16 protein-coding genes and 4 pseudogenes are annotated in these 21,075 nt (G+C 58.6%); 17 read left to right on the forward strand and 3 right to left on the reverse strand.

Features of this window, described 5'->3' with window-relative positions; genetic code table 11:
- Positions 1-113 precede the first annotated feature (113 nt).
- From B5V03_RS01955 to B5V03_RS01965, 3 genes are all read left to right on the forward strand, one after another.
- Positions 114-1,214 carry a helix-turn-helix domain-containing protein gene (locus B5V03_RS01955; protein WP_129267577.1) on the forward strand — a complete coding sequence of 367 codons (1,101 nt, stop codon included), beginning with the start codon at positions 114-116 and terminating at the stop codon, positions 1,212-1,214.
- 110 nt (positions 1,215-1,324) lie between these two features.
- Positions 1,325-2,264 (forward strand): IS630 family transposase gene (locus B5V03_RS01960; RefSeq protein WP_129267578.1). Its coding sequence is split into 2 segments (ribosomal slippage): positions 1,325-1,663 and positions 1,665-2,264, totalling 939 coding nucleotides; the frame shifts between segments, so codons are not numbered across the junction.
- Positions 2,265-2,563: 299 nt separating this feature from the next.
- Positions 2,564-3,544, forward strand: coding sequence for a SphA family protein (locus B5V03_RS01965; protein ID WP_164987720.1), 981 nt, complete (start codon positions 2,564-2,566; stop codon positions 3,542-3,544).
- A 498-nt stretch (positions 3,545-4,042) separates the two neighbouring features.
- On the opposite strand, the pseudogene B5V03_RS01970 reads toward B5V03_RS01965, so the two are convergent.
- Positions 4,043-4,432: pseudogene (locus tag B5V03_RS01970) on the reverse strand (transposase); the annotation flags it as partial.
- A gap of 208 nt (positions 4,433-4,640) precedes the next feature.
- A pseudogene (gene dinB, locus B5V03_RS01975) lies at positions 4,641-5,670 on the reverse strand (DNA polymerase IV).
- Positions 5,671-5,712: 42 nt separating this feature from the next.
- Here dinB and B5V03_RS42180 point away from each other — a divergent pair.
- From B5V03_RS42180 to B5V03_RS02005, 6 genes and pseudogenes are all read left to right on the forward strand, one after another.
- Positions 5,713-5,961 (forward strand): annotated as a pseudogene (locus B5V03_RS42180) (transcriptional repressor); the annotation flags it as partial.
- A 630-nt stretch (positions 5,962-6,591) separates the two neighbouring features.
- Complete coding sequence (locus B5V03_RS01985; protein WP_129267580.1) at positions 6,592-7,791, forward strand: ABC transporter substrate-binding protein; 1,200 nt, start codon at positions 6,592-6,594, stop codon at positions 7,789-7,791.
- 128 nt (positions 7,792-7,919) lie between these two features.
- Positions 7,920-9,527, forward strand: coding sequence for an acyl-CoA synthetase (locus B5V03_RS01990; protein ID WP_129267581.1), 1,608 nt, complete (start codon positions 7,920-7,922; stop codon positions 9,525-9,527).
- Between the two features lie 310 nt (positions 9,528-9,837).
- The gene (locus B5V03_RS01995; protein WP_129267582.1) at positions 9,838-10,545 is read left to right on the forward strand and encodes a TetR/AcrR family transcriptional regulator; all 708 of its coding nucleotides are present in this window, start codon (positions 9,838-9,840) and stop codon (positions 10,543-10,545) included.
- A 204-nt stretch (positions 10,546-10,749) separates the two neighbouring features.
- Complete coding sequence (locus B5V03_RS02000) at positions 10,750-11,808, forward strand: amidohydrolase family protein (protein WP_129267583.1); 1,059 nt, start codon at positions 10,750-10,752, stop codon at positions 11,806-11,808.
- A gap of 66 nt (positions 11,809-11,874) precedes the next feature.
- Positions 11,875-12,762, forward strand: coding sequence for an alpha/beta fold hydrolase (locus B5V03_RS02005; protein WP_129267584.1), 888 nt, complete (start codon positions 11,875-11,877; stop codon positions 12,760-12,762).
- A 97-nt stretch (positions 12,763-12,859) separates the two neighbouring features.
- Here the strand turns inward: B5V03_RS02005 and B5V03_RS02010 are convergent, their stop codons facing one another.
- Positions 12,860-13,627 (reverse strand): 2-keto-4-pentenoate hydratase, encoded by a 768-nt coding sequence (locus B5V03_RS02010; RefSeq protein ID WP_129267585.1) that lies wholly within the window; start codon positions 13,625-13,627, stop codon positions 12,860-12,862.
- 173 nt (positions 13,628-13,800) lie between these two features.
- Between B5V03_RS02010 and B5V03_RS02015 the strand changes: the two genes are divergently transcribed.
- The 8 genes and pseudogenes from B5V03_RS02015 to B5V03_RS02050 all read left to right on the forward strand — a co-directional run bounded on the left by B5V03_RS02015 (position 13,801) and on the right by B5V03_RS02050 (position 21,005).
- A complete protein-coding gene (locus B5V03_RS02015; protein WP_129267586.1) occupies positions 13,801-14,679 on the forward strand; it encodes a VOC family protein in 879 nt (292 codons plus the stop codon).
- A gap of 15 nt (positions 14,680-14,694) precedes the next feature.
- Positions 14,695-15,549, forward strand: a complete 855-nt coding sequence (locus tag B5V03_RS02020) for a VOC family protein (protein WP_129267587.1) — start codon at positions 14,695-14,697, stop codon at positions 15,547-15,549.
- Between the two features lie 37 nt (positions 15,550-15,586).
- Entirely contained in the window at positions 15,587-17,383 is a 1,797-nt protein-coding gene (locus tag B5V03_RS02025) for an FAD-dependent monooxygenase (protein WP_245502141.1), read from the forward strand.
- 84 nt (positions 17,384-17,467) lie between these two features.
- Positions 17,468-18,337, forward strand: a pseudogene (locus B5V03_RS02030) (fumarylacetoacetate hydrolase family protein).
- Positions 18,307-18,552: an SDR family NAD(P)-dependent oxidoreductase gene (locus tag B5V03_RS02035; protein WP_164987722.1), complete on the forward strand. Its 246-nt coding sequence runs from the start codon at positions 18,307-18,309 to the stop codon at positions 18,550-18,552. Before B5V03_RS02030 ends, B5V03_RS02035 begins: the two are co-directional and overlap by 31 nt.
- The gene (locus B5V03_RS02040; protein ID WP_129267588.1) at positions 18,549-19,238 is read left to right on the forward strand and encodes a hypothetical protein; all 690 of its coding nucleotides are present in this window, start codon (positions 18,549-18,551) and stop codon (positions 19,236-19,238) included. The genes B5V03_RS02035 and B5V03_RS02040 overlap by 4 nt, the downstream gene beginning before the upstream one ends.
- A 148-nt stretch (positions 19,239-19,386) precedes the next feature.
- Complete coding sequence (locus B5V03_RS02045; RefSeq protein ID WP_129267589.1) at positions 19,387-20,256, forward strand: fumarylacetoacetate hydrolase family protein; 870 nt, start codon at positions 19,387-19,389, stop codon at positions 20,254-20,256.
- Positions 20,253-21,005 carry an SDR family NAD(P)-dependent oxidoreductase gene (locus B5V03_RS02050; protein ID WP_129267590.1) on the forward strand — a complete coding sequence of 251 codons (753 nt, stop codon included), beginning with the start codon at positions 20,253-20,255 and terminating at the stop codon, positions 21,003-21,005. The genes B5V03_RS02045 and B5V03_RS02050 overlap by 4 nt, the downstream gene beginning before the upstream one ends.
- Positions 21,006-21,075 lie beyond the last annotated feature (70 nt).

Here is a 21,075-nt window from a genome sequence, read left to right on the forward strand (position 1 = left end):
AGGCGGAACTTGGGGCGAGAGATGGCAGGCTCGGAATTGGAATGCATGACGGCTACCCCTGATGAGGGAGCTGTTGGTCTCACGCAAGGTGAGCACGGTTGAATTGCTCGACCATGTTCGAGATGTTCGTTCCGCGACGCCCGACAGCCTATGCCGCAGACGCATCGCAACTGCCTGCGGATCCGATGCCTGAGATAGCTTTGTCTCCAGCAGGTGCGGCGGCTCGCGTTGTGGAGTGCCATTCGCAGGATGCCGGCGTACACGCCAGCCAATTGCCCGGCTGGACGCTGCGCACCGAGCAGTTTTCGGCGGGCCGGTTCAGCGGACACCTGACCTTGCTGCGGTTGGATCATGTCCAGGTCATTCGCGAGCGGACGTCGCAGGCGCTGATGAAGCAGGGAATGGCCTGGCCTGGCGCGCTGATATTCAGCCTGCCGATGGCAGCGTCAGGTGATGCTTACTTCAACGGCCATATTCTTCCGTTTCCGTGCCCGCTATTCAGTGATGGTGCGGATCTCCCCCCGTTAATGACGCCGAAATATTGCGACGTCGTGAACCTCGTGATGGATCGGCAATGGCTCGCTGGATACTTCAACGATGTTGGGGAACGCGGGCTCGCCGACGACCTCGTTGCAACACGGTACCTCCGGATCAACGTCTCAGCCGACGGTATCGCTGCAATGCAGCGCGGCATCACCGATGTCTTCGAGGTATGCGGGCGGACGCATGTATTCGACTTCGCAGAGTCACGCAATGAGCTGGAAAACCTGCTTCTGAGGTTCGTTGCTGACGCATTGACGTCAGAGCGAAGTCTCTCCATGGTTGGCATGACCTCCCAAAAACAAGTCGCTGATCGTGCCTTCGGGTATGCGTTGTCTCGCCGTGAAACTCCGCCGAGGGTCGATGATCTCTGTCGACACGTGGGTGTGAGCCGGCGCAATCTGCAGATCTGCTTTCAGGAAGCCTTCGGCGTTTCGCCGTCACAGTACTTGCGGTTCGCACGCCTTAACGCCGTGCGCCGCGAATTGATAGCGTGTGCGGCGACTGGACGACGGGTCTCCATCGGTGACGTCGCTGCAAGCTGGGGCTTTTGGCATTGGAGTCGCTTTGCCGGAAATTATCGAGATCTGTTCGGTGAACTGCCGTCACAGACGCTACAGAACAATCATTCATCCTGCCTTAGAGGGTTCGCTAGAGCGGTTTCCACTGGATGAGAATCAATTTATGGGGCGGGGATTCCCTAATTGCTGCAAAATGGGGCGGGGATTCCCTAATTGCTGCAAATCAGATTCGATCTTCGCTCCCGTTGGCGGCGAGGTTGATCATGGCAAAGGGCTATTCGACGGACTTGAGAGATCGTGTGGTGGCCTTGGTCGAGGCCGGTGAGAGCCGCCGCGAAGCCGCACGCCTGCTTGATCTTGCAGCATCGACGACGATTCGCTGGATAGATCGTTGGCAAAGGACCGGTAGCGTCGCGGCGAAGCCTGGCACCGGCTACGGTCGCTCGCGGCTCGAGCAGCACCGGCAGTGGCTGCTCGATCTGGTTGCCGCGGAGCCGGACTTGACGCTTGAGGAGATTGGTACGCGGCTGCGCGCCGTGAAGAAGCACAAAGCCGGTATTAGCTCGATCTGGCGCTTCTACGAACGTCACGACATCACCTTCAAAAAAAACTCCGCACGCCGCCGAGCAGGATCGTCCTGACGTCGCCGCCGCGCGCGCCGAGTTGAAAGCCGAGCAGCCGCGCCTCGATGCGCCGCGCCTCGTGTTCATCGACGAGACGGCGGTTACCACGAAGATGGTCCGGCACCATGGGCGCTCGCCACGTGGCGAGCGCCTCGTCTCAAATGTTCCGCACGGCCACTGGAAGACGCTGACGCTCATTGCTGCCCTGCGCATCAATCGTCTTACAGCGCCCTATGTCATTGACGGCGCGATGGATGGGCCATCGTTCCTCGCCTATGTCGAACAGGTTCTCGTGCCGACACTGCGCAAGAACGACATCGTCTTTATGGACAACTTGCGTACCCATAAGATCGACGGGGTAGCGGCGGCGATCGTGGCAGCCGGCGCCAAGGTGCGCTATCTGCCCGCCTACTCGCCAGATCTCAATCCGATCGAGATGGCATTCTCGAAGCTGAAGACGGCGCTGCGTAAGGGCGCGGCTCGCACCGTCACGGCGCTGATGAAGCTCATCGGCAAACTCCTCAAGACGTTTGCGCCCAAACACTGCGCGAACTACTTTCGACATGCCGGATATGGGTAGTGACCCTAATCGAGTGGAAAACGCTCTAGGCGAATGCTTCTGCTGCCACGCCTGGGCGCTCCTTGTGAGTAGTGTGATAAAAACAGCACGTCCATACAAAATGCCACACCATCGGCGCACTCTGCCGAAACGGGATAACGGCGACGTGATCCTCTTCCTAGTCTTCCCGCAGGTTCAAACGAGCTGATCGCAATCCTGCGATGTCTGGCAAATCCGCGCGGATCGGCGGGGATCTGCCTCCACATTGCGGTTTGGCGTCAGCCAACCGAAGGGGGGACAGGATGTTGAAGAGAACATTGATGATGGGGGCGGCTATCGCCGCGATGGCGACGAGCACGCCTGCGGCCGCCTACGAGTTCGGATCTGCCGGGTGGGCGCAGAAGCCTGGCATCACGCTGGGAGGCGGCACCGCGGCGAATCCGCCGCCTGGGCTATATTCGTTCAACCAGGTCTTCACATACCAGGCCAACATCGTGGGGCCCGGCGCGCCTAATGTCGGCGGCGTCGCAACGCCGGTTCATGTCGCCGTGGAAGCGTCTGGTCTTCTTTGGGTGCCCGGTTGGACCTTCCTTGGTGCAACGTATGACGCGGTCCTTGTGCAGCCATGGATCATGGCCGATGTCGGCAATCCCGTGAACATCAATCCGGCCGGCATGCACAACACGTTCATCGTGCCGGCCGAGCTGAGCTGGAAACTCGGTGACAGTGGTTTCTTCGTCAAGGCCGGTCTCGGCATCTATGTTCCGACCGGCACGATCTCGGGCGTCAACGGTCTCGGCAATGTCGGAAACCCTTGGTGGACGTTCCAGCCCAATCTTGTCTTCTCCTATCTCAAGGATGGTTGGAATCTTACCGCTAACGTGTTTCAGGAGATGAACACCAGAAGCACAGTCACCAACTACAAATCCGGCGACGTATTCCACGCCGAGTTCACCGCGACCAAGACTATCGGAAAATGGACCTTCGGACCGGTCGGCTACTATGCCGGGCAGGTCACCGACGACTCCTCGAGCGCATTTTACGGTGGCGCCATCAACACTAACCGGTATGCGCTCTGGGCTGCCGGCGGCCTTGTCGGATACAATTTTGGTCCCGCTGCATTGCACGTGTGGGCGACGCACGAGTTCTCCGCGTCCGCGTCAGGCGGAACGGCAGCGGCTCCAGGCTTCGATTCCGCATCAATCACCAAAGGCTATTCGGTGTTTGCGAATCTGAGCTTCCGGTTGTGGGCGCCGGACGAGCCGGCTGAACCGCCGAAACGGCCCTTCATTCACAAATGATCGGCGAGGTCATGATGTTCTCCCGGCGCCCGGTCGGCTTGCTGATCGGGTGACTTGGCGGGCCCCTTGCTTGTCCGTCCCTTCTTTCGGCATCCTGCCGTGGAACCTTTGCGGCACCTGTGCGGCGCGCGATTGACCCGGCGGAGAGTCATTCCTCCAGTTGATGTTCGGCATCATGGATGCCGGTCTTCCACCGCCGGTCCTAGCGAGGAAGAGCGTAACGCGCCTGCCGACAGCTGTGAGTACGGGGTTTCGGATTCCGTCGGACAGATGCTATCGCAGTATTCGAGCGCGGCCGAACAATGTCAGAAGCCGTTTCGTGCCTAGAGGCATTTCTTCGAGAGCTACGAGGTGTTGATCCGCCTGGTCGCACCGACCGCTGCGTCCCGCCAGATGTCGCCCATTGGGCATGGCTGTCATTCGGCCTGCAATATTGACCCCGTAAGCCGGGGATCGGCGTCCAAAATTGGCTCTGACGCAATTTTGGTGCAGCTCCGATTATTCTGCGCCGATTAGTCTGGCTTGAAGCAAATCGATTTTCCCGCGACCGTACATTTGACGTTTAACGAGCTTGAGGCGCGTGATCTGACCCTCTGTCTGCCCGTTGGACCAGGGCGAGGTCATCGCCGCCCGCACTGCCGCCTCATCCCTGGCGACGCCGTTGGCGAAGGAAGCTACGAGACTGGCGCGGGCTCGCTCGATCCATGGGGTAAGTCCCGCCTCAACCTTGCGCCGGATCATCAGGTGGAATTCGGCGATGATCTCGCGTGCCTCGACCAGGGTTGGCACGCCAGCTTCATTTGCCGCGACCGTGACGGTCTCCGCTTTCGTGAGCAAGTCCCGGCCGACCGTCATCAGGCGCGCGATTGTTCTGGCCAACCTGATCCTGACGGCGGATTTCGTGAAGCGGATGTACCAGGAGTCGAAGAAAGCCGGGAATCCAAATGATGTGCCGATCGCTCTCCCGGCGGGAATCCCATTCCTTCGGACCGATACGATGTAGGTAGCGGGTGAAATCTACCATCGTTGGCGCAGCCTCTTTCGCTTCGCGGATCAAGGTCAGCAACTGGCTTTGAAAACGACTTGAATGACGCGATCACATCGGCAGCACCAGCTGCGATTCTGCGTCGTCGACGTGCTGCAGCGCCGATAGCGAGACTCCCAGAAGCCGGACTGGCTTGGGAACCGGCATCTCGTCCTGCAGCAAAGCGATCGATAGGCGTTCGAGGTCGTTCCGGCTCGAAACCGCGACGGGGACGGATCTGCTGCGCGTGATGATCTCGAAATCGTTGAATTTCATTTTAAGCGTCACCGTGCGTCCCCGATTTCCGGCGCTTTCGCAGTACCGCCAGACCTTGTCGATGAGCGGCTCGAGTTCGACGACCATGGCGTCGAAGTCGGTGAGGTCGGTGGAGAACGTGTTTTCTGCGCCGACCGATTTGCGGATCCGGTCGGCGCGAACCTCTCGGTTGTCAACGCCTCGCGAGATCCAGTAGTAGTAGTTTCCGGCCTTCCCGAAATTGGTCTGCATGAACTCGAGCGACTGGTTACGCATGTCCAGGCCGGTGTAGAGGCCGAGGGCGTTCATCTTGGTGCTCGTTGCCGGCCCGATGCCGTGAAACTTGCCAACCGGCAAATTTTCGACGAAGGCGGGGCCCATTTCCGGCGTGATGACGTACTGGCCGTTCGGCTTGCGGTGATCGGAGGCGAGTTTCGCCAGAAATTTGTTGTAGGAGATGCCGGCCGAAGCGTTGAGGCCGGTTACCTCCTTGATCTTCGCACGGATGGCGAGCGCGACGTCCCGGGCTAACGGGATGCTCTGCAAATTTTCGGTGACGTCGAGGTAAGCTTCGTCCAGTGACAGCGGCTCGATGATCGGGGTGTGCTCGGCGAAGATCTCGCGTATTTGCTGGGAGACCGCCTTGTACACCTCGAAACGCGGCTTCACGAAGATCAACTCTGGACATTGCCGCTTCGCGGTAACCGATGGCATGGCCGACCTGACGCCGCGCTTCGTAGCTGGCCGCCGCCACGACGCCGCGCTCGCGCGATCCCCCGACGGCGACGGGCTTGCCGCGAAGATCCGGATTGTCCCGCTGCTCGACGGACGCATAGAAGGCGTCCATGTCGACGTGGATGATCTTGCGCTGTCGGCCCGGAGAAGCTGTAATCGCTTCACCGAGAAGGGGCTGCTTCGGCAGGTCAGTGTGGATGGTGCGAAGAATTATTTCGATACAAATGCTACGGCGCATCATCACTTCTATCTCGAAGACAGTCGCGAACTTGTTGATATTCCGGTGCTCAATCTAACCCTGCAAAGGATGCCCGAGGTGCCTCACGGCTACGATATCGAACGCGTCGAGTTGGTCGTGAGGCTGCGCCGAAATCTGGTTCGACCTCGTTGCGCCGGGTCCTGAAGTTGCCGTTAAATTCAGCCTACTTCAGTTACTCGTTTGAGGATCGGATGGGTCACCTCTAGTAAGTGTTGCGACCGCCCGAGGCGCTTTGCTCGACGCACGCGCGAACCCGGTTGGATTGGACAAGAGGTGACGTCAAGCCGAGGCTGGTAGAGTTTATACGAGCCGCGTGACGGCGCAGCTCGACATCTGCATTCCTAGCGCTCCGTGAAATACAGACCGCTGAGGGCGCGTGCGTACCGCGAAACTCTTCCCAGAAGCGCTGGAAATGCCGGCGAATGGCGTCGCTTATGCTGGATTCTGTTGACTGGACCGAAGCTTCGTTCCGATCGCGCAGTCTGCCCATCGCTAACACGTTCTTTGAGTTCGCAGCGGTCGCGTAGCTGCCAAATCCCGCCATTCCTGTTGCGGCGATAAGCTCATGTCGCCGTGCAGATAGGAACAGAGTACTCACTTTATATCTTGACTCTGTTTCTTACTTCCTGCAGCAATATCTTGCCAGCTTTGAGCAGCGCGCCGGCCCTGGAAGGTCCAGGAGGGGTGCGCGCCGGCTGGCTTCAGGAGCGCCCTCTCCAGAGAGCGGCGTCCAGTGAATTCGTGGACAAAAAGAACTCTACTGGGAGGTGAGCTATGGGAAGCAAACTGCCGTTTGCCGCTGTATTGTCGCTTCTGACATCGGCAGCCGTGGCGGCTCCGGTCTATGACTCAGGAGCAAGCGATTCCGAAATCAAAATCGGCAACATCATGCCGTATAGCGGTCCAGCTTCGGCTTACAGTCTGATCGGCAAGGTTCAGGCTGCATATTTTAAGATGATTAACGACAATGGCGGCATCAATGGACGAAAGCTGACGTTCATTAGCTACGACGATAGTTACAGTCCGCCCAAGTCGGTCGAGCAGGTACGCAAGCTCGTCGAGTCAGATGAAGTTCTGTTCGTCTTTAGTCCTCTGGGAACTGCTCCCAATGTGGCTATCCAGAAGTTCCTGAATGCGAAGAAGGTGCCCCAACTGTTCGCCGTGACTGGGGCCACCAAATTTGGATTTTACAAGGATACGCCTTGGAGTATTGCCTGGCAGCCGTCCTACAAAACTGAAGGCCGGATCTACGCAAAATATCTCGTGGACAACAAGCCCGATGCTAAAATTGCAGTGCTGTATCAAAACGACGATCTTGGAAAGGATCTGCTCAAGAGTTTGAAGGACGGGCTCGGTGAGAAGGCGTCGCAAATTGTTGCCGAAGAAAGCTTCGAGCTAGCTGAGCCCACAATCGATTCGCATATTGTGAAACTTAGGGCCTCCGGCGCAGATACTGTCGTAAGCCTGTCGACCACCAAGCCCGCTGCCCAAGCAATCAAGAAAGTTGCAGAAATCGGCTGGAAGCCGCTTTATATTCAATGCACGGTAGGTACTTCAATTGGAGGCACGATCAAGCCGGCTGGCTTCGAGAATGCGCAAGGCATTCTGTCGGCTTCATACATGAAGGATGCAAGCGACTCACAGTGGGTCAACGATCCGGGGATGAAGAAGCTTGATGCCTTCTTGGCGCAGTATATGCCAGGCGTAGACAAGTCTGACGCTGCAGTAACCTATGGATATGGCAGTTCACAGACCGTAGCTCAGGTTATCAAGCAGGCCGGCGACAATCTGACCCGGGACAACATCATGAAAGAGGCGGCGAACCTGAAGCATCTTTTAATCGATGTGTTGCTTCCGGGGGTGGAGGTCAACACAAGCCCGACCGACTTCTATCCGATTGAGCAGATGCGGATGATGCGCTTCAAGGGTGAGCAGTGGGAGTTGTTCGGCCCGTTGCTGGACGGTTCTGAATAGCACCCGAGGGACCGGAGCTGGAGGGCGAGAACTGGGGTCTCGCCCTCCATTTCTCTAGTCGCCGGCATGGCGGAGTCGTCAATTCTTTCGCGGGTTTATCGGGGAAAAACCTGAAAGGTCGAATAATCATGGCGCTTTCAGTCGGTCTTCGTAAGGCCCGCGAACACTCCCTTGGGGATCTCCTGCGGCGGTCTGCGAGCCGCAGGCCAGGCAAAATGGCCATCTGCTGTGGCAGCGTAAGCTGGACATTTCGTGACCTGGATGGGATCTGCAACCGGCTTGCCCGCGGCCTGCTCGGCCTCGGCGTCAAGAAGGGCGATCGCTTCGCGGTGCTGTCGCGCAATTCCCACGCCTTTGCTGCGTTGCGCTTCTCGCTGGCCCGCATCGGCGCCGTGCTGGTGCCGATCAACTTCATGCTCAATCCGGACGAGATCAATTTCATCCTCAAGAGCTCCGGCGCGAAGGTTCTCGCGACCAGTCCTGATTTCGTCGAGCCGGCACGTGCCGCGAGCGCCAAGGATTGCGCGGTCGAAAAGCTGATTTGGCTGCCCGGCGAGGACCCGGCCACGGCGCCCACGGGCCTCACGACCTTCGACGATCTGTTGCACGCCGACGGCTCCTACCTTGATGCCTCCGTCGACAGCCGCGGTCTCGCGCAGATCGTCTACACGTCAGGGACGGAATCGCTGCCCAAGGGCGCGATGCTCAGCCATGAAGCCGTGATGTGGCAGTATGTGAGCTGCGTCATCGATGGCGGAATGAGCGCCGATGACAAGGTGCTGCACGCGCTGCCGCTCTATCATTGCGCCCAGCTCGACGTCTTCCTGGGGCCACAAATCTATCTCGGTGCCACAGGCGTGATCACGAGCAAGCCGACCGCCGACAACATTCTGGCGCTGATCCAGGCCCACAAGATCACGTCGTTCTTCGCGCCGCCGACGATCTGGATCGCGATGCTGCGCTCGCCGAATTTCGACAAGACCGATTTGTCGACGCTGCAGAAGGCCTACTACGGTGCCTCGATCATGCCGGTGGAGGTGTTGCTCGAATTGCAGCGCCGCCTGCCCAACGTCAAGTTCTGGAATTTCTACGGCCAGACCGAGATCGCGCCGCTAGCGACCGTGCTGCAGCCCGACGACCAGCTCCGCAAGGCAGGCTCCGCCGGCAAGCCGACGCTCAATGTCGAGACGCGCGTCGTCAACACGGCAATGGAGGACGTCAAGGTCGGAGAGGTCGGTGAGATCGTGCACCGCTCGCCGCAACTTCTGTCCGGCTACTACAACGATCCCGTGAAGACCGCGGCGGCGTTTGCCGGTGGCTGGTTCCACTCCGGCGATCTCGCGACCGTTGATGACGAGGGCTTCATCACCGTTGTCGATCGCGTGAAGGACATGATCAAGACCGGCGGCGAGAATGTCGCGAGCCGCGAGGTCGAGGAGATGGTCTACAAGATTCCCGCGGTCTCGGAAGTGGCCGTCGTCGGCCTGCCCGATCCGCGCTGGATCGAGGCCGTCACCGCCATCATCGTGGTCAAGGCAGGTGAAAAGCTCGACGAGGAGGGCGTCATCAAGCATTGCGCCGGCCAGATGGCGCCTTTCAAGGTGCCGAAGCGCGTGATCTTCGTCGACAGCCTGCCGAAGAACCCGAGCGGCAAGCTGCTCAAGCGCGAGCTGCGCCAGCGTTTCGTTGGCGGCGATACCGTCGACCGGGCGAAGGAGGCAAGCGCCGTCGTCTGACCGCCAAGGTCGGTCATAGAACTCCAGGCCAGCTCCGTAGTAGCTGCACGCCAGGAGCTACCGGATCGGGACCGTCGCTCGTTGAAGTAAATTTCGTAGCCGACGCTCCAATGAGCGTGTATCGGGCCTTCTGAGGTCCGAGTCGCCTTTAAATTAGGGCGCACTTCTATGATCAGCGGGATCCCTAGATCTAGGGGGCCATGGCGGATTTTGGGACTAATCGTGTACCAAGGGCCATCTGAGTGCGCACAGCCATCTGTTGTTGTGCTAAGAAAATCCCTGATTCAACGCATTGCCAGGTTAGTCCGAAATGACAGAAAGTGAGTCGAGCTCGAGCACGAGAGCGCGTCGGACTGCCAAGTCCCCGAGCTCACCGAGAGCGCGCACCCGGCGTACGCAAGCGGAACGAAGGGAGCAGACGCGAACACAGATCCTTGAGGTCAGTTCGCAACTAATCAGGTCCCGTGGAGTGAGTGGGTTGCGTACGCAGGAGGTCGCTGAACTCGCGGGCGTGTCGCAAGGAGCGCAATTTCATCATTTCCCAACTAAAGATGATCTTGTCATTGCGACATTTGCTTACGTTCACGACAAGTTTGTCCAGCGCAGTCGTTGGCAACCATCTGCTGAGAGCAGCTTGGCAGAAGTCATCGACCACATCATCGAAGATGCCTTTGATTTCTACTTCGATGACGCGTTTTATCTGGACTTGGCATTGGGGATCGATGGGCAAAGTCCTCTTTTGGACAAGGTTCAGAAGCGAATTATCACATCTCGATTTCAAGCCGAGACTGCCTGGCGGGAGGCTCTTGAAGCAAAGGGATTGCGACGGTCGATTGCCCGTGACGTCCTGGCGATGACCTTGTCGCTGGTTAGAGGCTTCGGCGTTCGTCACTTGATGGAGCGAGACAAACCACAATTTCTGCGTTTGTCTCGATGGTGGAGCAAGATAATCCTCGACTATCTTGCTTCGCACAACGAACTGTCTACCTCGCGCAACGCTAAAAAAACGCGCTCCTAAACTTCACAGATTTTGCTTCTGATCACGCCGACTGCGGGCGCCCGACTTAAAATCAACAGAGTAGTCACTTTGTTAATTGACAGCGTAGCGTGCGTCTGTAATCTGTTTTGCAATAAGCAGGATCTCAACGGAGGGGAGTAACTAAATGAGGCGGCCTCCACTCCATCATCGGTTCTCGGATGCTTCAGCTGGACTGACGGGCCGATGAGTGCTGCTGGTCGGGCGATCGTTGACGTGCAGGCCGGGTCGGCCGCCATCGTGGACGTGCACACGCACGTGGTCCCGTCAAAAATTTCCAGCGACGCAAGTCGTGGACCTCGATGGCCAACAGTCGAGCGTTTGGAAGGTGACAAGGCCGCGGTAGTTGTCGGCGGGAAGAATTTCAGAGCCATCGACTCGCGATCTTGGGACGTTGATCGTCGTCTCCACGACATGGACGCTGAAGATGTGATCCTTCAAGTGTTGTCGCCGATGCCCGAGCTTCTATCGCATTGGCTCGACCCGGCTGACTCGGCCTACCTCGGCAAGATTATGAATTCCGAGATTGCTGCGATGGCTGCGGCGGCGCCGAACCGGTTTGTCGGGCTCGGAATGATTACCGCTCAAGATCCCGCTGCCGCTGTGCGCGAGCTCGAGGAGGTCGCTAGGCTTGGCCTATGCGGCGTCGAAGTAGGAACACATATCAACGGTCGACCACTCGGCGACCCGGCTCTTTTTCCGATCTATGAAGCGGCCGAAGCCAGCGGCCTCGCGATCTTCGTGCACCCCTTGCATCCGTGTGGCCTTGATCGGATCGGCGGTCCAGGTGATGTCGCGTTGGTCGCAAGCTTTCCGCTGGAAATTGCGATGGCCGCCCTCTCTTTGATCGTTGGCGGCGTCATGGTCAAGTTTCCGCGCTTGCGCGTTCTTCTCAGTCATGGAGGAGGTGCTTTGACCTCGGTCCTTGGCCGCGTGAGCGCTGTGCGCCAAATGGTGCCCTCGATAAACGCATCCTTGCCTCAAGACCCATGGGATACGGCTCGGCGCTTTTGGTACGACTCCAACGTCTACGATAGCGAAACCTTGAAGTCGGTAGTCGCTCGCCTCGACCCTGACCGTCTCGTGATTGGGTCGGATTATCCGTATGCAATTCGTCAGCCGCGTCCCGGCGCATTTCTCGAAAGCTCGCTGCCGGGGATGACAAACCGCTGTTGCGACAATGCATCGGAGTGGCTTTTTGGCGAGCGCGCCCGGCTTCGACTGAGATGTCAGGCCGCCCATTAAGATCCAGAGAAGTGCGCAGGCCTCACATCCTGCGTATCCGACACGACCGAGCAAAGGTTACAGGAAATGTCCGAATACACAGAACAATCGACTAGCCGTTTTATCCAAACCAAGAACTGGAAGATTCACTATAACGAAGCGGGTAAAGGGCATCCGCTCATCTTCCTTCATGGAACAGGACCGGGCGCTACGGGATGGAGTAATTTCCACCAGAACATTCGCCTCGCCAGCAAGTACCGCATGTTGATGGTGGATTGCCCTGGATGGGGCCGTTCCGATGAGTTAAAGCCGGGAGGTCCACGCTCCGATGTTCTTGCGGAAGCAGTCCACGAGATGATGGATGCGCTCAACATCGAGAAGGCCGCTCTCGTTGGCAATTCCATGGGAGGCATGATCGCCGCAGAGTTCGCGACCCGCTACCCTGAGCGGATGTCCCACTACATTTCCATGGGAGCCGGCGTCATCGCACCACCGCTGTTGACCGCGGGCGGACTATCGGAGGGCATTCGCGTCCTCGTCGAAGTTTATCGCGATCCGACGCCCGAGAATTTCAAAAGGCTCGTGCAGGTGATGGTCTACGACTCCTCCTATGCAACGGACGCGTTGATGAAGCAGCGCTCCGATGCCGCGCTTGCCAATCGGAAGCATTTGACCAATTGGCTGGAGGGCTTCGCGAACTGGCGGCCGATCCCCAATCCTCAACTTGTACCGAAGCTGATGGAACTGAAAGTTCCGGCGCTGTTCATCCATGGAAAGGATGATCGGACAGTGCACTGGGAGAACAGTCTGCGGGCTGTTGGAATCATTCCCAACGCTCGACTGGTACTGCTCAATCGCTGCGGTCACTGGGCGCAGTTGGAGCATGCCCGCGAGTTCGAAGCTCTGATCGACAACTTTGTTTCCCAGAGCGACAATTTCGGCGCTGCCGGTACCGGCGCGGGGGTAGGGGGCTGAGGCGGAATCTAGCGCTCCTGCCAAAGGGCGGGAGCGCTAGAGACCCAATGCTTAGGCGGACCGCGTCACGCGCCCCAAATGCTGCTTCCCGCCTTTGCTAGCGCACCCGAAAACTACAGCTTCCTAAGCCACCGATTTGTGCGCGCAGCGTATCGCCTCGCTTCAAGGGAACCATCGGACCGAGGGCGCCCGTTAGAACGACATCGCCCGCCTTGAGCCCCTCGTCTCTCGATAGGGTTCGCACAAGCCACGCCGCAGCGTTGAGCGGGTGACCGAGACAGGCCGCGCCGGCGCCCACAGATGCGATCTCACCGTTGGCTTCGAGCGCCATTCCGCAGGTGTAAAGATCGAGATCTTTAAGAGGCTCCTTGGCATCGCCGAGCACGTAGAACGCTGAAGAGCCATTGTCGGCGACCGTGTCCGCAAATGTAATCTTCCAGTCGCTGATTCGGCTATCGACGATCTCTATGGCTGGCACCGCATAGGCAATTGCCTCCGCGATCGTTTCAGCCGTTGCCGCCGGATCGCGCAAATCTCGGCCCATTATCAGCGCCACCTCTGCTTCGGCCCTCGGTGCAATCAGTTCATCCCAGTTCAGCGTCTCGCCATTCGGAATCTCCATATCACCGAATAGAACCCCAAAATCCGGTTGATTGACCCCAAGCTGGTTTTGAACGGCCTTGGCCGTCAGTCCGACCTTGTGGCCAGTCGGGCGCCGACCCGAAGCGGTCCAAAATCGCGTGTTAGTCAGTTGGACCGCGTAGGCGCCAGCTTCGTCGGTCGGTTCGAGTACGTCGCGAAGCGGCGGTATCGGTCCTTTCGTGTATGCGTTCCGTAGCCGAGCTGCCACAGCTTCAACGTCCATGGGAAGTTCCTCCTTCGTGCGGAGCGCACAACGCAGCCCCGTCCGGTTCATCCATACAAGGCTGGTCTATAAAAACAAAGTACTTGGTTTTTTTCTTTTACAACAGTTTTGCGATGGGGTAGGTTGCGCTGAGGGAGGCGCTGGAGCACGGCGCTCAAAGCGGAACTCAAAAAATGAGCGCGTCTGGTCCTAAGAATTTAGCCTATATTCGCCTAGGTGTGTCGCATTTGGACGCTGCCGCTGCCTTCGTATCCGATGTCGTTGGCCTGCAGGCCGTCGTGACCAACGGCGCAACCCGAACCTTTCGCTCCGATCAAAGGAAGCACACGCTGTCCCTGTTCGTCGGGGCAGCATCAGGGTGCGGAATCGAGGTTACCGATCATCGAGACCTGGACAGCATCCTCGTCCGACTGCGAGAGCACAAGTTCGAGGCTCGCCTGGCCTCGGATCAGGAGTGCCAGGAGCGTTTTGTTCGCGCCGCGCTGATCACGCAGGATTCCGGCGGTCTTCCGGTCGATGTGGTGTTTGCACCCGCGCACAGTGGCCGACGATATTATGGGCCAAGGGATGCCGGTGTGCGTGGCCTCCACAGCGTCGGCCTCCGTTCCGTAAACATTGAGCGCGATCTGCTCCTGTGGACGACTGCGCTAGGTCTGAAGGTGCGCGATCGCGTGGGGGGCATTGCCTACCTGGGATGCGATGCAACTCACCATCGCGTGGCGCTGTATCCTTCGAAGCGAAGTGGCTTGCTGTATGTCACCTTCGAGGTCGAGGGCTTTGATAACATCATGCAGAACTTCTACCACATGCAAGAACATCAGGTCAGAGTCCTTCAAGGGCCTGGGCGTGAAACCGCTTCCGGTCAGGCGTTCGTCAGATTTGAGGGGCCGGATCGGCAAATGTTTGCGTTCGGATGTGAGATGGCGATTGTTGACGAGCAGCGCCATCATCCCCGGCAGTTCGAGCTCGATCGCTACACGTTATGCGGTTGGGGGAGTGAATGTCAGGATTCGCCTGAACTAATTGCTCACCCCGATAGGCAGTCGCCGTAGAAAAGGAAGCCTAGCATGATTGAATTGAAGGACGTGTCTTATGTGCGCCTCGGCACCCAAGATCTCGATCAAGCTGAGGCATTTGCGACTCGTGCACTGGGTCTCCAGGTAGGCGACCGCGGGAAGAATGCGACCCATCTCCGCTCGGATGAGCGAGCTCACACATTGTGCTACTATCAGGGAAACCCTCAAGAGCAGGTTGTCGCCTTCGAAGTAGACAAATCCCCCTCTTTGGATGCGGCGGCGGCCACACTGGAGGCGCTTGGTCACCATGTGCACGTCGGTACCCCGGCGGAGTGTGATGAACGCAAAGTCCGTGCCTTCATCGGCTTCAAGGATCCTTCAGGAAACGGAATCGAGTTGGTTGTCGGGCCGGCGCGAAGTGGCAAAAGATACTTTGCCTCTCGGGACGCCGGGATCAGGGGTTTCAGCCACGTGGGGTTGTACTCAACGGACCCTATGCGCGACGAAAAGTTCTGGACCGAGGTCTGCAATGCTCGGGTCAGCGATCGGATCGGAGATGTCGCGTTGATGCGCATCAATGCCATCCATCATACGATCGCGCTCGCGCCAGCGGCAGGGCCGGGCATTCACCATGTCAATCACCAGGTGCAGAGCAACGACGATGTGCTCCGTTCCTTCTATCATCTCTCCGATCAAGGTGTGCCGATCCTTTTTGGGCCCGGCCGTCATCCAACATCCGGTGCGCGCTTCCTCTACTTCCGGGGACACGATGGCATGGTCTTCGAATATTCGGTCGGAGTGGATGAGATCGAGGATGAAGAGAGCCATCGCCCTCGGCAATTCAACTATGAGCCTTCGAGCGTTTGCATGTGGGGCGCCCGATCGGTCATGGTCAAATCTCAATAAGACGAGACGTGTAGAGCATCTATAGCCGGACTTGAGGATGTCCGACTACTCACGAGCGGCATCTTCGGACAAGATGCCGCCCACAATAAAATGCCTTCTGGAGGAAAGTTTGATGACGAGCGTAGAAAAACAACCGGTCGAGTTCGATGTTATTGTGGCCGGGGCAGGTCCTGTCGGCCTGACGCTCGCAATCGACTTGGGGCGCCGCGGCGTTCGTTGTCTCCTGATGGAGCGTCAGCCTAGCACGGGGCCCTGGCCGAAGATGGATCGGTCAAACGCTAGAACGATGGAGTTTTTCCGACGTATGGGGATCGCCGAGCGCGTTCGAGCGCTTGGTTATCCAGATGACGTGCCAATGGACGTATTTGTGATTACGCGATTGGTGGATCCACCGCTCGCCCATCTGAAATATCCATCGGTTGGCGAATATCGAAAGGCGATCGCTGAGTGTACGGACGGTAGCCAGCCGCTGGAACCGTACCAACTGGTATCTCAGAATAAGCTTGAGCCGTTGTTGCGCGAGGTAGCGGAAGCGACACCAAATGTCACAGTGAGATACGGCTTGGAGTTGTTGAGCTTTGAGCAAGACGCCGACAGCGTCCGAGTAAAGGCGCGTTGCCTGGATGGCGGCGAGGAAGTGCATACTGCGCGGTATCTGGTCGGATCGGATGGTGGAGCGAGCGCCGTTCGAAAGCAGTTAGACATAAAATTGCAAGGAACGGGCGGCATTCGCTCGATGCGTCAGGTCTGCTTCCGTTCGGAAGAGCTATTCGATCGAATCCCAATCGGAAAGGGGCGGCACTACTATGTAGCCGATGAGTTGGGCTCGACGCTTATCGTACAGGGAGATCGAAAGGAATTCACGCTTCACTCAGGCTTGCCGGAGGGAACTGACTTCCGAGAAGCGATTCTGGACGTCGTAGGATTCCCATTTGAGTTCGAGATCCTCAACGTCACGAACTGGACGTTGCACTTGCTGGTCGCGGAGCGCTATCGCGAAAAGCGGGTGTGCCTGGCTGGTGACTCTGCGCATCTAGTCATTCCCACGGGCGGCTTGGGGATGAATAGCGGCGTCGGCGATGCGCTTGATCTCTCCTGGAAGCTGGCGGGAACGATCGCCGGTTGGGGTGGTGAGCAATTGCTTGCCTCGTACGAATACGAGAGGCGCCTGGTAGGTCTGAAGAACCGAGACTCGTCCGGTTGGGCCGCCGCCGGTCAACTTGAATGGCGCAAATGGTGGCGTTCCGAGATTCGAGATGACTCGGCGAGGGGTGCCGAGGTGCGCGCAACCTTGGGACGGGCAGCGCAGCACCATCACGCGCGCATCTACGCAATGGTGGGCGTGGAATTGGGCTACTCGTATGCGGGGTCTCCGCTTATTCGCTCGGAGCCTGGCTCGCTGCCTGATTGGACCGTGACCACTTATACCCCACATACGACGCCGGGGGTGCGCATTCCGCATATGTGGCTCAAGGACGGCCGCGCCCTGCAGGACGTTCTCGGTCAGAACTACACCATCCTTGATCTTCGAGCCGATTCAGATGTTTCCGACCTGCAGTCGGAATTCGCGTCCATCAACGCGCCACTGGATGTCGTGAGACTCGATGAACCTCACGTGCGCGAAGTCTTCGGAGCCAGTCTGTTTCTTTTGCGACCAGATCTGCACATCGTATGGCGCGGAAGCAAGCCGCCTGTAGGTGTGGATGCTCGTGCACTATGCGCGCTCGCGACCGGCAATGTGTCGACGTTCGAGGTGGAGCACCTGCGAGCAATGACGCCAGAGAACGCCGCCAAGCCGTTTGGAGCGCAGCCGACCGCGTTGCGCCGCGCGTAGCGATCGATCATTAGACGATTGGTGCGGATTGTCGACCCGCAGGCCTTGCTTGGCCGCGGCGTGAGACAGAAAGGGAAGTTGTAGGTGAAGCTCGTTCGATTTGGAAATCCCGGTTCAGAGAAGCCCGGGCTCATCGACGGTCAAGGTGTTCTTCGTGACATTTCCGCTGTCGTTCCCGATATTACTCCGGAAACGCTGGCGCGGCCTATCTTGGAAATGATCGCGGCCGTTGCTCTTTCCAACCTGCCGCCAGTACCCGGTGAACCGCGGCTTGGTGTGCCGGTTGCTGGCGTCGGAAAATTCGTTGCAATCGGTCTCAACTATGCAGATCGCGCGGCCGAGGCAAACCTACCATTGCCCGTGGAGCCGATCATCTTTCAGAAGGCCATCACCTCGCTAACCGGCCCGAACGATCCTGTCGTTCTGCCGCAAGGATAGCGCAAGTCTGACTGGGAGATAGAACTCGGAATCGTTATCGGTGCAACAGCATCCTATGTCGAGCCCGCGGATGCCCTTGCCTGCGTCGCTGGCTACTGCGTCGTGAACGACGTCAGCGAGCGGGAGTATCAGATGGAGCGCGGCGGTACTTGGGACAAGGGGAAGGGGTGCGACACTTTCGGGCCCGTGGGTCCGTGGCTGGTGACAACCGACGAGATAGCGGATCCTCAAAGGCTCGATCTGTGGCTCGACGTTAACGGGCGGCGTATGCAGAGCGGCAATACTAGTACGATGGTATTTGGTTGTGCGGAAATCGTCAGCTATGTGAGCCGCTTCATGACATTGATGCCGGGCGACATCATTGCAAACGGCACACCCCCGGGAGTCGGAATGGGAAAGAAGCCTGACGCCATTTATCTGAAGCCAGGTGATGTTATGACGTTGGGTATCGAGGGACTCGGTATCCAACGCCAAGAGGTCCGGGAATGGTCGGCTTCTCGGGAGCGCCGCCCGTGAACATTTATCGCGGGAGGTTCAAGGGGCGTACAGCCATCGTGACTGGGGCGGCATCCGGTATTGGCCGCGACGTGGCGCGCCGGCTGTCGGCAGAAGGCGCGAAAGTCTCGATTTGGGACGCGAATGAGGCGGCGCTTGCCCCGGCAAGGAGGAGTTCGCGCCCAAATTCAGAATCGATCAGCGGATCGGCATCAAGGACCGGGTCGCGATTGTGAGCGTCGATCCCGACGACCGCACGAAGGGCTTCGGTCTGGGCGGACAGTTGCTCGCATCGTACGAGTACGAGAGGCGACTGGTCGGCCTCAAGAATCGGGACGCTTCTGGTTGGGCCGCAGCCGGGCAAATGGAATGGCGCAAATGGTGGCGGCCCGAGATCAGGGATGACACGGCGCAAGGCGCTGAGGTGCGCGCGACCCTAGGCCGGGCAGCACAACAACATCACGCACGGATCTATTCAATGGTCGGTGTAGAATTGGGGTACTCGTATGCTGGGTCACCCCTTGTTTGTACGGAGACAGGATCTCTTCCTGATTGGAGCGTGACGACATACACGCCCCAGACAACACCTGGGGTGCGCATTCCGCATATGTGGCTCAAGGATGGCCGCGCGCTGCAAGATATCCTGGGTCAAAACTATACGTTGCTTGATCTTCGGGGCACTTGCGACCTTTCCGATCTACAGGCGGCTTTCTCATCCATCGACGCTCCGTTAGAGGTCGTCCATCTCGACGAACCGCATATTCAGGAAATCTTCGGCTTCGGCCTGTTCCTACTTCGGCCGGATCTGCACATCGTGTGGCGTGGAAACGACGCGCCTAAACGCATGCAGTCTCTCTCGCTCTGCGCCATCGCCGCCGGGAAGGCCTCTGCGTTTGAGGTGGCGCTTGTCCCAGATGCGTAATGGCGTCTCACCCGAGCCGTCGCGGCGCGCCAGACGAGCTTCTCCTAATATCAATATCGACGGTGGCTTCGACGGTCATCCAGCGAGGCTCCCACGTTTGTCGGGAGCCGTACGAACATAGAGGCTACGAGACAAAAGGAAACTCCATATGAAGCTCGTTCGATTTGGTAATCCTGGCGCCGAGAGGCCGGGGCTCATCGACGATCAGGGTCGTTTGCGCGATCTATCGAGTCTTGTTGCTGATGTCACGCCGGCCAATCTGTCGCCTTCAGCGCTGGAACAGATCGCGGCCGTCTCGCCGTCAAAACTGCCGCTCGTTGTAGGCGAGCGCCGACTTGGCGTCCCGATCGCAGGAGTCGGGAAGTTCATCGCCATTGGTCTCAATTACGGTGATCATGCCGCGGAGGCAAACCTTCCGATACCATCAGAGCCTATAGTATTCCAGAAAGCGATTACTTCCCTTAGCGGTCCGACTGACCCCGTCGTCCTTCCGAAACGTTCGAAGAAGTCGGACTGGGAGGTCGAGCTCGGGATTGTGATCGGTACGCGAGCCTCTTACGTCGAGCCTTCCGACGCTCTCGCTCACGTCGCCGGCTACTGCGTCGTGAACGATGTCAGCGAGCGCGAGTACCAGATGGAGCGCGGCGGCACGTGGGACAAGGGGAAGGGATGCGACAGCTTCGGCCCAGTTGGGCCGTGGTTGGTGACGACGGACGAAATCCGTAATCCACAGGCGCTCGAGCTCTGGCTTGACATCAACGGACAACGCATGCAGCAGGGCAACACGCGGACGATGATTTTCGATTGCGCCGAAATCGTCAGCTACGTCAGCCGCTTCATGACATTGATGCCCGGCGACATCATTGCGACTGGCACGCCGCCGGGCGTCGGAATGGGTAAGAAGCCCGCCCCAATCTACCTAAAGCCTGGCGACGTTATGACATTGGGCATCGAGGGCTTGGGCACCCAGCGCCAACAGGTCCACGAATGGTCGGGGGTTGTGGAGCAGAGGCCATGAGCATCTTCAGCGGAAGATTCGAAGGGCAAACGGCCGTCGTGACCGGCGCGGCGTCCGGTATCGGCCGTGACGTCGCGCGTCGCCTATCGGCCGAAGGTGCCCGTGTGTCGATCTGGGACTTGAACGCTGACGCCCTTGTCCCCGCGGCGAAGGAAGCCGGCGCCTGCGATACGCAAACGGTCGACGTCGTCGCGGAAGGAGCGGTCGAGGCCGCCATGCATCGAAGCATCGAAGCGCTGGGAGGCCGGCTCGACATTCTCGTGGTCAGCGCCGGCATCACCGGGCCGAACGCCGCCTTGAAGGACTACTCGGGCGAGGATTGGCGCAAGGTCTTTGACGTAAATGTCAACGGAGTTTTCTACTCCAACCGCGCCGCTGTCCGAGAGATGTACAAGGGCAGCTATGGCCGCATTGTAAATGTCGCCTCCGTGGCCGGGAAGGAGGGCAATCCGAACGCTTCGGCCTACAGCGCATCCAAGGCCGCCGTAATCGCGCTGACCAAATCTCTCGGCAAGGAGACGGCTCTGACTGGTATCCGCGTAAACTGTATCACGCCGGCGGCTATCAAGACGCCTCTGTTCGACCAGATGACCCCTCAGCACATCGAGTTTATGCAGTCAAAGATCCCGCTCGGGAGGTTCGGTACGATCGAAGAGGCGACCGCGCTGGTCTGCTGGCTCGCCAGCATGGAATGCTCATTCAGCACCGGCGCTGCGTTCGACCTCTCCGGTGGCCGCGCTACCTACTAGGAAGCATATTCAACAACTTCGTCTCTTAGTGTTACGACGACCCAAGGCAGGAAGGGGAATTGAAGAACTT

This window comes from Bradyrhizobium betae (assembly GCF_004123905.1).
Classification (GTDB): Bacteria; Pseudomonadota; Alphaproteobacteria; order Rhizobiales; family Xanthobacteraceae; genus Bradyrhizobium; species Bradyrhizobium betae_A.

What these genes read in the sequence shown, in the direction of transcription:
- B5V03_RS01955 (WP_129267577.1), top strand. Translation starts at nt 114, where the DNA reads ATGTTCGAGATGTTCGTTCCGCGACGCCCGACAGCCTATGCCGCAGAC.
- B5V03_RS01965 (WP_164987720.1), top strand. Translation starts at nt 2,564, where the DNA reads ATGATGGGGGCGGCTATCGCCGCGATGGCGACGAGCACGCCTGCGGCC.
- B5V03_RS01985 (WP_129267580.1), top strand. Translation starts at nt 6,592, where the DNA reads ATGGGAAGCAAACTGCCGTTTGCCGCTGTATTGTCGCTTCTGACATCG.
- B5V03_RS01990 (WP_129267581.1), top strand. Translation starts at nt 7,920, where the DNA reads ATGGCGCTTTCAGTCGGTCTTCGTAAGGCCCGCGAACACTCCCTTGGG.
- B5V03_RS01995 (WP_129267582.1), top strand. Translation starts at nt 9,838, where the DNA reads ATGACAGAAAGTGAGTCGAGCTCGAGCACGAGAGCGCGTCGGACTGCC.
- B5V03_RS02000 (WP_129267583.1), top strand. Translation starts at nt 10,750, where the DNA reads ATGAGTGCTGCTGGTCGGGCGATCGTTGACGTGCAGGCCGGGTCGGCC.
- B5V03_RS02005 (WP_129267584.1), top strand. Translation starts at nt 11,875, where the DNA reads ATGTCCGAATACACAGAACAATCGACTAGCCGTTTTATCCAAACCAAG.
- B5V03_RS02010 (WP_129267585.1), bottom strand. Translation starts at nt 13,627, where the DNA reads ATGGACGTTGAAGCTGTGGCAGCTCGGCTACGGAACGCATACACGAAA.
- B5V03_RS02015 (WP_129267586.1), top strand. Translation starts at nt 13,801, where the DNA reads ATGAGCGCGTCTGGTCCTAAGAATTTAGCCTATATTCGCCTAGGTGTG.
- B5V03_RS02020 (WP_129267587.1), top strand. Translation starts at nt 14,695, where the DNA reads ATGATTGAATTGAAGGACGTGTCTTATGTGCGCCTCGGCACCCAAGAT.
- B5V03_RS02025 (WP_245502141.1), top strand. Translation starts at nt 15,587, where the DNA reads ATGTCCGACTACTCACGAGCGGCATCTTCGGACAAGATGCCGCCCACA.
- B5V03_RS02035 (WP_164987722.1), top strand. Translation starts at nt 18,307, where the DNA reads ATGGTCGGCTTCTCGGGAGCGCCGCCCGTGAACATTTATCGCGGGAGG.
- B5V03_RS02045 (WP_129267589.1), top strand. Translation starts at nt 19,387, where the DNA reads ATGAAGCTCGTTCGATTTGGTAATCCTGGCGCCGAGAGGCCGGGGCTC.
- B5V03_RS02050 (WP_129267590.1), top strand. Translation starts at nt 20,253, where the DNA reads ATGAGCATCTTCAGCGGAAGATTCGAAGGGCAAACGGCCGTCGTGACC.